This is a genomic window from Anaerococcus hydrogenalis (assembly GCF_002871895.1).
Classification (GTDB): domain Bacteria; phylum Bacillota; class Clostridia; order Tissierellales; family Peptoniphilaceae; genus Anaerococcus; species Anaerococcus hydrogenalis.
This window is the reverse complement of the sequence record NZ_PNHP01000002.1, coordinates 107,787-121,147: the sequence shown is the minus strand read 5'-3', so window position 1 is coordinate 121,147 and position 13,361 is coordinate 107,787. Positions and strand designations below refer to the sequence as shown.

The window sequence follows — 13,361 nt, the reverse complement described above, 5'->3', positions numbered from 1 at the left end:
GAGGTAGCCTAATGAAAAAAACTAAATACTATCCCTTGGTATATATCTGCAGTCTATTTTCTGGAGATGTAGAAAATAATGTAATCAAGGCACAGAAGTATTCTCGCTATGCTTTAGATGAAGGAAATATTCCCATCGCACCACATCTGTTATTTCCTCAGTTTATGAGTGATGAAAGTGAAAGAAGACTTGCTATGCATTTTAATTATGTTCTTTTAGGAAAATGTGAAGAAGTCTGGGTCTTTGGTGACTATATAAGTACTGGAATGGCTGAAGAAATAAAGATTGCTGAGAAGAGAAAAATGAAGATTCGCTTTATAAAGGAGGTGCCTAATTGAAGATATATACCTCGAATTTAATAGGAGTGGAGTCAAATTGTGTTTATCCAAATGAGTTTAATGCAGTAGATGTTAGGTCTTTTGTGAAAGCTGCAAGTTTTGACCATGTAATGGCTAAGTATAAAAATTCCTACAGGTCCAATGATAATTTTATAGAGTCAGAATGTGTTCCCATGGATATAGACAACGACCATTCAGAAAATCCAGATGATTGGATTTCAACTAACGATTTAAAGAGAATATTTGATGGAGTTAAATTTGCCATAGTTTACAGCAGAAACCATAGAAAAGAAAAAAATGGAAAAGCTGCAAGACCAAGAATGCACATATATTTTCCAATTCCTAAGATCACAAATTTAGCTGAATATGTAGGAATAAAAGAAAGCTTAGCGGAGACTTATACTTTCTTTGATGGTAATGCCTTAGATGGAGCGAGGTTTTTCTTTGGAGTTAAGAATCCTGCTGTTGAAATAGTTAGGGGAAGGAAATATGTAACAGAAATTCTAAAAGATGACTTTGAAGACTTCGATAACTCTCAAGACTTGATTCAGCAAGGCTCTAGAAATTCAACTATGAACCATTTTGCAGGTAGGGTTCTAGTTCGATATGGAAATACAGATGAGGCGAGAGAACTATTTGATAAAAAAGCTAGTCTTTGCTCACCACCACTCCCAGATGATGAACTAGAACAAATATGGAGGTCTGCTTGCAAATTCTATAAAAAGGTAGCTGCAAGTGAAGATTATGTTCCACCTGAAGAATATACTGAAGGCATAAATTTAAGACCGTCAGAATTTTCAGACATAGGTCAAGCAGAAGTATTTGTTAGGGAATACAAAGATAGAATTCGCTTTTCTCCTTCTACAGGGTTTCTTGTTTACAATGATTCTTATTGGGAGGAATCTGAACTAAAAGCACAAGAATATTCTCAAGAATTGGTTCTAAAGCAACTAGCAGAAATAGACAACGAGTTTCTAAAAATGGATGAAGACATTAAGGAATCAGGAGTTAGAGATATTATGGCCTCAATGAGTGAGAAAAAGGCAATGGAGGTTTTTGATAAAAATCAAAAATCTATTTATTATAAATTAACTTTGCTTGAGGCATATAAGAAATATGCTGTAAAGCGAGGGGACACCAGAGCCATCCATGCAACATTAAAAGAATCAAAGCCAATGCTTGAAATAGACCAAAGAGACCTTGATACGGATGAGTTCTTGTTAAATACTCCATCCTTTACAGTTAATTTAAAAACTGGAGAATGTAGAGAGCATAAGGCAGAAGACTATATAACCAAAGAAACATCTGTAGATCCAAGTGATGAAAATATGGATATATGGCTTGATGCCTTAGATACATTTTTTGTAAAAGATAGTGAACTTATAGAATACGTGCAGAAAGTGGCTGGTATTTCTCTAATCGGAAAGGTCTATATTGAGGCTCTAATTATAGCTTATGGTGATGGAAGAAATGGAAAGTCCACATTTTGGAATACTATCTCAAGAGTTCTAAACTTATATAGTGGGTCAATCTCAGCAGATATTCTTACTGTTAATTCTAAGAGAAATGCTAAACCAGAACTTGCTGAAACAAGAGGCAAAAGACTTTTAATTGCAGCAGAACTTCAAGAAGGATTAAGACTAAATACTTCAAATGTAAAACAGCTTTGTTCTACAGATGAAATTGTAGCAGAGAAAAAATATCGAGATCCATTCAAGTTCATACCCTCTCATACCCTTGTCCTATATACTAACCATTTACCAAGGGTGGGAGCTTTAGATGAAGGTACTTGGAGAAGGCTTATTGTAATTCCTTTTGAGGCAAAAATAGAGAGAAGTAGTGATATTAAAAACTACACTGATTATTTAGTAGATAAGGCTGGGGGAGCAGTTCTTAAGTGGTTAATCGAGGGTGCTAAAAAAGCTATTGATGAAGATTTTAAATTCAGCCTACCTAAAAAAGTGGCTGATGCCATCAATGAATATAAAGAATCAAATAACTGGTTCAAGCATTTCTTAAATGAGTGTTGCGAGATTGATTCATCATTTGAAGAAAAATCTGGAGAAGTCTATCGAGAATATAGGGCCTATTGTCTAAGAATTGGTGACTATGTAAGGTCAACAACTGATTTTTATTCTGCTCTTTCATCCAATGGATTTAATAGAGTGAAACTCCGTGATGGAATTAAGATTCAGGGGTTAAAATTAAAAAGTGACTTTGTGTAAATTTAGACATTGTGCAAGTCTCGAAGGTCATATATATAACTTTTATATAGTAATAAAATTAAAATTAGTATATATATAAAGGTTATAGAAGAGACCTTCGAGACCTTCACACAATCACTAGAAAGGTTGAAATATCAATGCTAGAAAACGAAATAGAAAAAGCCTTAGTCGATAAGGTAAAAATCCATGGAGGTCTTTGTCTTAAATTTACATCTCCTTCAATGACGGGAATACCAGATAGGATAATACTTCTACCTAAAGGAAAGATAGGATTTGTGGAAACAAAAAGACCTGGAGGAGAACCAAGACCAATTCAGAAAAAAAGAATAAGACAATTTAAAAACTTAGGTTTTAAGGTTTATGTTCTTGATACCAAAGAAAACATTGATGAAATAATAAAGAGGATTGGAGGTGACTAATTGGAATACACTCCACATAAATACCAACAATATGCAACTGAATTTATAAAAGAAAATGAAGAATCTGCACTTCTATTGGACATGGGTCTCGGTAAGACGGTTATAAGCTTATCAGCTATAAAAGACTTACTATTTGATTCTTTTGAAATATCTAAAGTTTTAATCATAGCACCACTAAGGGTTGCTAGGGATACTTGGAAGGAAGAGATAGAAAAGTGGTCCCACTTTGATATATTAAAATATTCAGTAGTAATAGGTAGTGAAAAAGAAAGAATAAAAGCATTAAATGAGCAGTCAGATATTTATCTAATCAATAGGGAAAATGTAGACTGGTTAATAAATAAGAGCGAATTACCATTTAACTACGATATGATTGTAATTGATGAACTATCATCTTTTAAATCTCATAGGTCAAAGAGGTTTAAATCCTTGATGAAAGTTAGACCAATGGTAAAAAGAATAGTTGGTCTTACTGGAACTCCATCATCTAACGGACTAATGGATTTGTGGGCTGAGTTTAGACTCCTTGATATGGGAGAGAGACTTGGAAGATTCATTGGTCAGTACAGGGAAATATACTTCAAACCAGATAAGAGAAATGGACCAATCATTTATTCCTACAAACCACTGCCTTTTGCTGAAGATGCAATCTATGAAAAGATATCAGATATCACAGTATCTATGAAAGCTGAAGATTACCTAAAAATGCCAGAGAAGATAAACAATGAAGTCTTTGTAAATCTATCAGATAAAGAAAGAGATATCTATGAAACCTTAAAAAAAGACTTGGTTGTTAGTATTAAGGATAAAGATATAGATGCAGTAAATGCTGCAGCCCTTTCTAATAAGTTATTGCAAATGGCATCAGGCTCAGTTTATGATGAAGATAAAAATATGATTCATATTCATGATAGAAAGCTTGATGTTTTAGAAGATTTAATAGAGGGTGCAAATGGTAAACCTGTTCTAATAGCCTATTGGTATAAGTCAGATTTGAAAAGAATAAAAGATAGGTTTGATGTAAGAGAACTTAAGACAAGTAAGGACTTTAAAGAATGGAATCAAGGTAAGTTTCCAGTTGCCATTATTCATCCAGCATCTGCTGGTCATGGATTAAACCTACAAGCAGGTGGCTCAACACTTATTTGGTTTTCTCTTACTTGGTCCTTAGAACTTTATGAACAAACCAATGCCAGACTATATAGGCAGGGTCAGAAAGAAACAGTTGTAATTCATCATATCTTATCTAAAGGAACTATTGATGAAGACGTGATGAAAGCATTAGAAAATAAGAACAAGGCACAAGCTGCACTCATTGATGCAGTAAAAGCAAATCTGGAGAGTTAATGTCATAGAATGTCACTAAGAACATTTGATAAGCTTAATATACGAGCAGGAGTTCTATGGAGAACTTACCTCAAAAAATTATGGAGGTAAGAAATGAACGCAAAAGAATATTTAAAACAAGCTTTTTATTTAGACAAGAGAATAAACTCAAAGCTGGAGCAAGTTGAATCACTCAACGCTCTAGCAACAAAAGCTACATCGACCTTATCAGATATGCCTAAGAGTCCTAATAGAGGACCATCAAAACTTGAAGATACTATTGTTAAGATTATAGATCTCCAAGAAGAGATTAATAGGGATATAGATAATTTGGTAGACTTGAAGAAGGAAATAGCTAATTCGATTTTTGAATTAAAAGATAAAGAGGAACAAACAGTGCTTGAAAAAAGATATCTTTGTTTTAATACTTGGGAGCAGATTGCAGTAGATATGAATTACTCAATTCAGTACTGTTTTAATGTCCATAGAAATGCACTAGGAAAGATTTCTATTCCGATTAAATCTATGTAGTAAAGTTGATAGAATGAGAGTAAGTAGTTGTAGTATAGTTAAAATAGCAAAAGAATAATTAAAAGAGCCTTGGAGATTTCACCTTCAAGGCTTTCTTTATGGAGTGATAAAGTGCCGAGAAAACCTAAGAGACCATGTTCACATCCGGGTTGTCCTGAATTAGTTGATGGACGATTTTGCAAGAAACATGAGAAAGAATACAACAGAAACTATGAAAAATATAAAAGAGATCCTAAAACCCATAAGCGTTATGGAAAAGCATGGAGACTTATAAGGAAAAGATATGTAGCAGAGCATCCACTTTGTGAGATGTGTTTAAAAGAGAATAGAATGACAAAGGTAGAGGAAGTACATCACATACTTCCTCTTTCTCGTGGTGGAACTAATGACGAAGATAATCTTATGAGTCTTTGTAAATCTTGTCACTCAAAGATTCATGCAAAGAGTGGAGATAGGTTTGGAGGATAGTTTTACGTGGGGAGGGGGAGTCTTAATCTCTACGACTTATTTCCCTACCAACGGTGCCGCCCTCTCACGCACAAAAAAACGGGTTCAAAGGGGGTATTAAAGAATATCATTCGAAAAGTAAAATACTTATTCTGAACTATTGACAATAAAACTTGGCATGATATAATATAAATACCAAGTAAACTTGGCGAAAGAATAAAGGAGAATGAATATGAAAAGAGATGAAGTTTTAGCAAGAAGTCGTCAGGAGTATAAAGATCACGATGAGATGGTGGTTGACATTTTTAAAAAAGCAGGTGAAGTTTCCAGCCAAATCGGATTAGCTGTTGCTGCCATCCTATTTGGAATTGAAGCTTTTTTCTTCAATTCCTTTAATTATGGAATACTAAGTATTTATTTTAGTATTGAAGCAACAAAAGAACTTGTAAAGTATGTAAAATTAAAAGAAAGAAAGCAATTGTTAATGGGGATACTTATGGCGATTATAGGAATTGCCTTATTTGTAGCTAACCTTATAACATTGAAGTAGTGATGGATTATGGATGATAAACTAGTTCTCAAAAATCATTTAAAAGAAGTTAGAAAAGAAAAAGGCTATTCACAACAACAGTTAGCTGATGAGGTGGGTGTTTCAAGAAACACAATCAGCTCAATTGAAACTGGTCAATTTAACCCTACTGCTAAATTAGCTTTGATACTTTGCATTGCTTTAGAAAAGAAATTTGAAGATCTTTTCTATTTTTAGACAAACATAGTTAAACTAAAAATCTCCCTACAGTAAACAATATTGTTTATTGAAGGGAGATTTTATATTTAAGTAATAGGAGGTGATACTATCGCTAAAGACGGAACATATAGAGGTGGAAGAAGAGTAAAAGCAGGGGGTAAACCACAGTCTGCTGCTAAAAAAATAGAAAAAGGTAAAAAAGTAAAAATACTAATGAATGATATTCCAACATTTACTCCAGAAGAAATAGATGCAGTTGATTTACCAGATGGTGCAGTTCTTGATGGAACGGATATGCCTACACCAAGCGATTATCTATCTGCAAAGCAAAAAAATGGGATACCACTTGGTGCTGATGAAATATATAAAGAGACTTGGGACTGGTTAAAACAAAGAAATTGTGAGAACTTAGTAAATCCAAGATTATTAGAATCCTATTCTCAGGCTTTTGCAAGATACATTCAATGTGAAGAGGCAATAAGTCAATTTGGACTATTAGGAAAGCATCCAACAACAGGTGGAGTTATAGCATCTCCATTTGTACAGATGTCTAGTCAGTTTCAAAAGACAGCAAATCTTTTATGGTATGAAATTTATGACATAGTGAAAGAAAACTGCACAGAAGTTTATGAAGACTATGGAGAAGATATGATGGAAAAATTACTAAGGCAAAGGAGGTAATTGTATTGCACCCTTCCGATGAAACAAGACGAAATCATAGATTTCTTTGTTTCTATCGTTTGGCACGAGTACATTTTCATTATTAAAAGAAAGAGAGGAAGAAAATGTTTGAAAAAGTAAATCCAAAGCATCCAGATAAAATAGCAGATTGCATTGCAGGTGCAATTGTAGATTTAGCATATAAAGAAAAAGAAAATCCTAAAATAGCAGTTGAAGTTTTGCTGGGGCATGGAAATTGTCATGTGATTATGGAAACAGACAGCAATCTAAATAAAAAAGAAATTGGATCAGCAATTAAGAGAATAGCTGGAGATGTCATAGCAGATATTCAAATAGTAGAACAGGATATCCATCTTTCAAAGAATCAAAAAGAAAAGATAAGATGTGGAGATAATGGCATCTTTAAAGGAGTGCCTACATCTCAAGAAGAAAAGAAACTATCTTTAATTGCTCGTGAAATTTATTCTAATTATCCTTACGATGGGAAATATATTCTTGATGGAGATAAACTCATCATCTGTCAGTCAAATGTATCTACAGAAATCTTAAAATCAATTTATCCAAGAGCAATCATAAACCCATTAGGGGATTGGACTGGAGGATTTAATGTTGATACTGGGGCCACAAATAGAAAACTCGGCTCTGATATGGGAAGAGCAGTAACTGGTGGAGGTCTTCATGGTAAAGACCTATCCAAGGCTGATGTATCAATTAATATTTATGCTCACCTAAAGGCACAAGAAGAAAATAGAGAGATTGAATTATCCTGTGCAATCGGAGATGAAACTGTTGATGGTAGACCATATTCTGAAATTGTAGAAATTGCTAGAAACTACATTAACTCTATTGGTGGTTTTGAGGAATTTGCAAAGTGGGGGCTAATATGATTACAGCAAAAGAAATGAAATTAGTTGATATCGAAAAACTTGTTCCCTATGTAAATAATGCAAGAACTCACTCACAAGACCAGATTAATAAACTACGATCATCAATTCGAGAGTTTGGTTTTATCAATCCTGTAATTATTGATAAAGACTATGGAGTTATTGCAGGTCATGGAAGAATTATGGCAGCCAAGGAAGAAGGTATAAAAGAAGTACCTTGTGTCTTTGCAGACCATTTAAATGAGGCACAGAAGAAAGCTTATATCTTAGCTGATAACAGAATGGCTCTTGATGCTGGTTGGGATGAAGAATTACTAAGAGTAGAAATTGAATCCCTAGAAGATTATGGTTTTAATGTAGAACTTACTGGGTTTTCACAAGATGAACTATCTAATATTTTTGACTTAGGAAATAATACAGAAGATGATGACTTTGATGTAGAGGAAGAATTGGAAAAACCTACTTTTTCTAAAGCTGGAGATATATGGACATTAGGTAAACACAAACTTATTTGTGGAGATTCTACAGATGAGACAACCTACAAGAAATTAATGGGAGAATCAAAAGCAAATCTTATCATCACAGACCCTCCATACAATGTAAACTACGAAGGATCAGCAGGAAAAATTAAAAATGACAATATGGAGCAGTGTAAATTCTATGAATTTTTACTAAGCTCTTTTTTAAATACGGAAAAGTTCCTCGCAGATGATGGATCGATTTATGTTTTCCATGCTGATACAGAAGGACTAAATTTTAGAAAGGCATTTCAAGATGCTGGCTTTTATTTATCTGGTACTTGTATTTGGAAGAAACAGTCTCTCGTACTTGGAAGAAGTCCATATCAATGGCAACATGAACCCATCCTTTATGGTTGGAAGAAAAAAGGAAAACACAACTGGTACACAGGAAGAAAAGAGTCTACCATTTGGGAATTTGATAAACCAAGAAAAAATGGCGACCACCCTACTATGAAACCTATTCCACTCTTATCTTATCCGATTAAAAATTCATCAATGACAAACTCCATTGTACTTGATCCATTTGGTGGAAGTGGGAGTACACTAATAGCTTGTGAACAGACTGATAGGATTTGTAGGATGATAGAACTTGATGAAAAATTTGTAGATGTCATTGTAAATAGATTTATTGAATTAGTTGGCAGTGATAAAGATGTAAGACTTTTAAAAAATGGAAAAGAGTATAAATACTCTGAGGTAGTAAAAGATGAATAAAGAACTGACATTAGGTTCACTATTTGACGGCAGTGGAGGTTTTCCTCTAGCAGCTCTTATTTGCGAGATAAAACCTATATGGTCATCAGAAGTTGAACCTTTTCGAATAAGAGTTACGCAGAAGAACCTACCTGAAGTCAGATACCTCGGAGATATCAAAGATATTGACGGGTCTGAAATCGAACCTGTCGATATCATTTCATTCGGTAGTCCTTGCCAAGATTTATCTATTGCTGGTAAAAGGGCAGGACTTGAAGGAGAAAAATCTAACCTTTTTTATGAGGCAATAAGAGTTATAAAAGAAATGAGGTGTAAAAGTAATGGTAAGTATCCAAGATACCTACTATGGGAAAATGTGCCAGGAGCCTTTTCATCAAACAAAGGAGAGGACTTTAGATGCGTCCTTGAAGAAATTACAAGAATCAAAGATTCCAAAGCTAAACTTTCTCAACCTTCGAGATGGCAAAGTGCAGGAGAAATCCTGGGAGATAATTTTTCCCTTGCTTGGAGAGTCTTTGATTCTAAATACTTCGGAGTGCCCCAACGAAGGAGAAGAATCTTCCTTGTCGCAGATCTTGATGGAGGAAGTTCCAGAGAAATATTATTTGAGCAAAAAAGCTTGTCAAGGGATACTTCAGAGGGCTGCGAGAAAGGGAAAAGAAATACCAGAGCCATTAAAGAAAGCTTTAATAAAACAATCTGTTTAAATGACCAAGGTGGTCAAAGGATGGATATATCGGAAGAATTATCTGGAACACTAAGAGCCAAGGCAGGTAATCCTCCTTTTGTTTATGATATAAGACAAACTTCTGAAAAAACAAAAAATGAAAGACACAATATTTACAAGTGTGACGTTTCAAGAACCATTGACACATCTGGGAATACCCCTACAAGAAATCAAGGAGGGGTAGCTATTGTAGAAGATACCTATTCAATGAGTAAGAACTCATATTTTACAAAAGCAGATAAAAATATATCGTCACCTTTACTTGCTACTGATTATAAAGAACCACCTGTAGTCAATCAAAAAATAGTAAGGAGACTAATACCAAAGGAATGTGGAAGATTACAAGGATTTCCAGATTACTGGTGTGATAATCTAGGAATAGAAAATCCAACATATAAGGACTTGGAATTTTGGAGAGAAGTTTTTGATAAGGATGCTAAAATAAAAGGTCTTAAAAAGAAGAAAACGGATAAGCAGATATTAAAATGGCTTAAAAACCCCCATAGTGATTCCGCAGAATATAAAATGTGGGGCAATGGCATCGCTCTTCCATGTGCAATATATATTTTTAAAAGCCTTGTAAATACAGCAAACAAGACTTGATATAAATCAGTATTTGAGCAATATATGTATGTAAGAGGTGATTAGATGATTTCAAGGGAAATTATAGAAAAATTAAAAGAAGTATATCCAGATGGAACAAGAATTAAACTAATTAAGATGGAAGATTTACAAGCACCACCAAAAGGAACTCTAGGTACAGTTTATGGGGTAGATTCTATTGGGTCAATCCTAGTAAAATGGGATAATGGTTCGACATTAAATGTGATTTTCAAGGAAGATATTATAGAAAAATATCGGATAAAGATTGAAAAATAGCCGTTAATTAAGTAAAAATTACTTGACTTATCCTCGATAGTACGGGAATATGTACATAACAAAAAGAGATAAGGAGATAAAGAAAATGAAAAAAATTGAAATTTTAGAAAACCTTGAAACAAACGAAGATTTCCAAGAAAACAAAATCAACTACAGCTTTTATTGGGCCTACGAAAAAGCTAAAAGAGCAGGACTTGAAAGACTAGACTTTGAAGAATTAGGATTTGAAAAAGACTACCTAGAAATTATAGAAAACATTGAGAGATTTGAAATTAAAGAATTTACAATTTCAGACCAATCCACAGCACTTATGAATGAATTGCAAGCATTCAAAAATAAGGGATATTCCATAGTTGACCTAATCGAACAAGAAACAGGAAGAACAAACTGGAATTTTGAGGCAAAAGAAGACGAAAAAGAAATAAAGCCAGCTTTAGTTCTAAGAAAAATTCAAAAATAAGAGAGAACAAAACAATGAAAAAAGACCTTTTAGAAAGATTAGAAACAGAAGTCAAAGCTTGCAAGAGATACGCTGAAAACTCAATAAGAAAATCAAGAGAAGGAAATATTGGATCAGCAATTAGCCTTTTAGATATAGCAGAAACAGCAAAGAAATGCGCAGACCAACTTCATGAAGAACTTTGGGAAGTATCAAAAGGAAATTTAACAGACGAAGAGTTCCAACTTTTTGGAGAATCAGAAACACTAGAAAGAGAACTTAAGAAGGCATACAAAGAATTAAACATAGCAAGACAAAGATAAAAATAAAATTTAAATAGAGTTTAGGCTCTATTTGTCGTAGTAGAAGTCACTAGCAAGTGGCTATTTTTTATGCCAATTTTTAGAGGAAGGAAGTCACATGAAATATAAATCAACAAAATTTATGTTACCTACATCTCACTATGATAAAAACAAAGCAGACTATGCTGTCACTTTTATAGAATGCCTTAAACATACAAAAGGTAGATGGGCAGGTAAAGATTTCAAGCTTATTGACTGGCAAGAAGAAATCATTAGAGACTTGTTTGGAATTGTGAAAGATACAGGGTATCGACAATTTAATACAGCCTATATTGAAATACCAAAGAAGATGGGAAAATCTGAACTTGCAGCTGCTGTAGCACTCCTTCTAACTTGTGGTGATGGAGAAGAAAGAGCAGAAGTTTATGGATGTGCTGCTGATAGACAACAAGCAACCATTGTCTTTGATGTTGCAGCTGATATGGTCAGGATGAGCCCAGCCCTATCTAAAAGAGTAAAAATTCTAGCATCTCAAAAGAGAATGATATATAAGCCGACCAATTCTTTCTATCAAGTTTTATCTGCAGAGGCTTATTCCAAACACGGATTTAATATTCATGGTGTCGTCTTTGACGAACTTCATACTCAGCCTAATAGAAAATTATTTGATGTTATGACAAAAGGGTCTGGTGATGCGAGAACTCAGCCCTTATATTTCCTCATAACAACTGCAGGAACAGATACGAAATCAATCTGCTATGAAACGCATCAAAAGGCAGTCGACATACTTGAAGGAAGAAAAACTGATTCAACTTTTTATCCTATTATTTATGGAGCAGACAGAGAAGATGATTGGACAGATGAAAAAGTATGGCATAAGGCAAATCCGTCTCTTGGAATTACAGTTCCAATAGAAAAAGTAAGACAAGCTTGTGAATCGGCTAAGCAAAACCCAACTGAAGAAAATGCCTTCAGACAACTAAGACTTAATCAATGGGTCAAACAAGCAATTAGATGGATGCCTATGGAAAAATGGGACTTATGTAATTTTGCTGTTAATGAAGAAGAACTAAAATGTAGAGTTTGCTATGGCGGACTTGACCTATCAAGCACTACTGATATTACAGCTTTTGTTTTAGTCTTTCCTCCAATAGACGAAGATGGTAAGTATCAAATATTACCTTACTTTTGGTTGCCAGAAGACAATCTCGATCTAAGAGTAAAAAGAGACCATGTAAACTATGACCTATGGAAAAAACAAGGCTATATTATGACAACAGAAGGAAATGTAGTCCACTATGGGTTTATAGAAAAATTTATAGAAGACTTAGGTGAGATATATAACATCCGAGAAATTGCCTTTGATAGATGGGGAGCAGTTCAGATGGTTCAAAACTTAGAAGGCATGGGATTTACAGTTGTTCCTTTTGGTCAAGGATTTAAAGATATGTCTCCACCAACAAAAGAACTCATGAAACTAACTCTCGAAAGAAAAATAGCCCATGGGGGTCATCCAGTTCTAAGGTGGATGATGGATAATATTTTTATACGAACTGACCCTGCTGGAAATATAAAAGCAGATAAGGAAAAATCTACAGAAAAGATTGATGGTGTAATTGCTACAATTATGGCACTTGATAGGGCTATAAGGTGTGGCAATGATACGAGTGAATCGGTTTATGACGATAGGGGATTGATCGTTTTTTAATATGCGTACTTGCTGTTTATGTAGTTTGTAGTGCTAAAAAAAAAGAGAGACATAAATTTGACGAAGATAAAGAAAAAGATGAAAATAATATGTCTGAAGGTATGGCCATTGGCATGTGTCTAGGAACTGCAGTTGGAATAGCTCTAGGTAAAGAAAACTTAGCCGTTGGAATGTCTATTGGTATGTTATTAGGTATGATAATAGGAATGAATAGCAAAAAACAGGAATAAATAGTTATAAAACTTAGCATCTACTAAGAAGGGATTTATGAAAAAGAAATATCCAATTCTGATAAGGCTGATTTCTATCTAATTCCTGGAAATGAAATAGAAGATTTCAATTTTGAAGAAAAAAATAGTAAAGTCTTCATAGATTTTAAACATATAGGCAAAAAAATTTCTTATGAAATTTCTTTTACTGGTAAACTTTTTAAGGATAATAAGAGTAATTATGAGTTCATATTAAACAAGAA

The 13,361-nt window shown here is 33.9% G+C and carries 17 protein-coding genes; all 17 read left to right on the top strand.

Annotated elements, in window-relative coordinates; all coding sequences use genetic code 11:
- Window positions 1–11: 11 nt before the first annotated feature.
- The 17 genes from CJ192_RS03575 to CJ192_RS09590 all read left to right on the top strand — a co-directional run bounded on the left by CJ192_RS03575 (window position 12) and on the right by CJ192_RS09590 (window position 13,119).
- Window positions 12–338: a DUF7768 domain-containing protein gene (locus tag CJ192_RS03575; protein WP_180960883.1), complete on the top strand. Its 327-nt coding sequence runs from the start codon at window positions 12–14 to the stop codon at window positions 336–338.
- Window positions 335–2,563, top strand: coding sequence for a phage/plasmid primase, P4 family (locus CJ192_RS03570; protein ID WP_102197802.1), 2,229 nt, complete (start codon window positions 335–337; stop codon window positions 2,561–2,563). The genes CJ192_RS03575 and CJ192_RS03570 overlap by 4 nt, the downstream gene beginning before the upstream one ends.
- A gap of 137 nt (window positions 2,564–2,700) precedes the next feature.
- A complete protein-coding gene (locus tag CJ192_RS03565) occupies window positions 2,701–2,982 on the top strand; it encodes a VRR-NUC domain-containing protein (protein ID WP_102197801.1) in 282 nt (93 codons plus the stop codon).
- On the top strand, window positions 2,983–4,329 hold the full coding sequence (locus CJ192_RS03560; protein WP_102197800.1) for a DEAD/DEAH box helicase: 1,347 nt from the start codon (window positions 2,983–2,985) through the stop codon (window positions 4,327–4,329).
- 93 nt (window positions 4,330–4,422) lie between these two features.
- Window positions 4,423–4,839 carry a DUF1492 domain-containing protein gene (locus CJ192_RS03555; RefSeq protein ID WP_102197799.1) on the top strand — a complete coding sequence of 139 codons (417 nt, stop codon included), beginning with the start codon at window positions 4,423–4,425 and terminating at the stop codon, window positions 4,837–4,839.
- Window positions 4,840–4,950: 111 nt separating this feature from the next.
- A complete protein-coding gene (locus tag CJ192_RS03550) occupies window positions 4,951–5,307 on the top strand; it encodes an HNH endonuclease (RefSeq protein WP_094206276.1) in 357 nt (118 codons plus the stop codon).
- Window positions 5,308–5,512: 205 nt separating this feature from the next.
- Window positions 5,513–5,836, top strand: a complete 324-nt coding sequence (locus CJ192_RS03545; protein ID WP_244897277.1) for a DUF6442 family protein — start codon at window positions 5,513–5,515, stop codon at window positions 5,834–5,836.
- Window positions 5,837–5,845: 9 nt separating this feature from the next.
- Window positions 5,846–6,052: a helix-turn-helix transcriptional regulator gene (locus CJ192_RS03540; RefSeq protein WP_004816384.1), complete on the top strand. Its 207-nt coding sequence runs from the start codon at window positions 5,846–5,848 to the stop codon at window positions 6,050–6,052.
- Between the two features lie 195 nt (window positions 6,053–6,247).
- Window positions 6,248–6,715: a P27 family phage terminase small subunit gene (locus tag CJ192_RS03535; protein WP_425319620.1), complete on the top strand. Its 468-nt coding sequence runs from the start codon at window positions 6,248–6,250 to the stop codon at window positions 6,713–6,715.
- A 104-nt stretch (window positions 6,716–6,819) separates the two neighbouring features.
- Complete coding sequence (locus CJ192_RS03530) at window positions 6,820–7,602, top strand: S-adenosylmethionine synthetase N-terminal domain-containing protein (RefSeq protein WP_102197796.1); 783 nt, start codon at window positions 6,820–6,822, stop codon at window positions 7,600–7,602.
- A complete protein-coding gene (locus tag CJ192_RS03525) occupies window positions 7,599–8,834 on the top strand; it encodes a site-specific DNA-methyltransferase (protein ID WP_102197795.1) in 1,236 nt (411 codons plus the stop codon). The genes CJ192_RS03530 and CJ192_RS03525 overlap by 4 nt, the downstream gene beginning before the upstream one ends.
- Window positions 8,827–10,164, top strand: coding sequence for a DNA cytosine methyltransferase (locus CJ192_RS03520; protein ID WP_102197794.1), 1,338 nt, complete (start codon window positions 8,827–8,829; stop codon window positions 10,162–10,164). Before CJ192_RS03525 ends, CJ192_RS03520 begins: the two co-directional genes overlap by 8 nt.
- Window positions 10,165–10,209: 45 nt before the next feature.
- Window positions 10,210–10,440, top strand: coding sequence for a DUF4314 domain-containing protein (locus CJ192_RS03515; RefSeq protein WP_102197793.1), 231 nt, complete (start codon window positions 10,210–10,212; stop codon window positions 10,438–10,440).
- An 85-nt stretch (window positions 10,441–10,525) separates the two neighbouring features.
- The gene (locus CJ192_RS03510; RefSeq protein WP_102197792.1) at window positions 10,526–10,900 is read left to right on the top strand and encodes a DUF7698 family protein; all 375 of its coding nucleotides are present in this window, start codon (window positions 10,526–10,528) and stop codon (window positions 10,898–10,900) included.
- A 14-nt stretch (window positions 10,901–10,914) separates the two neighbouring features.
- Window positions 10,915–11,202 (top strand): transcriptional regulator, encoded by a 288-nt coding sequence (locus CJ192_RS03505; RefSeq protein WP_102197791.1) that lies wholly within the window; start codon window positions 10,915–10,917, stop codon window positions 11,200–11,202.
- Between the two features lie 97 nt (window positions 11,203–11,299).
- Window positions 11,300–12,889, top strand: coding sequence for a terminase large subunit (locus CJ192_RS03500; protein ID WP_102197790.1), 1,590 nt, complete (start codon window positions 11,300–11,302; stop codon window positions 12,887–12,889).
- On the top strand, window positions 12,874–13,119 hold the full coding sequence (locus CJ192_RS09590) for a glycine zipper domain-containing protein (protein ID WP_102197789.1): 246 nt from the start codon (window positions 12,874–12,876) through the stop codon (window positions 13,117–13,119). The genes CJ192_RS03500 and CJ192_RS09590 overlap by 16 nt, the downstream gene beginning before the upstream one ends.
- Window positions 13,120–13,361 lie beyond the last annotated feature (242 nt).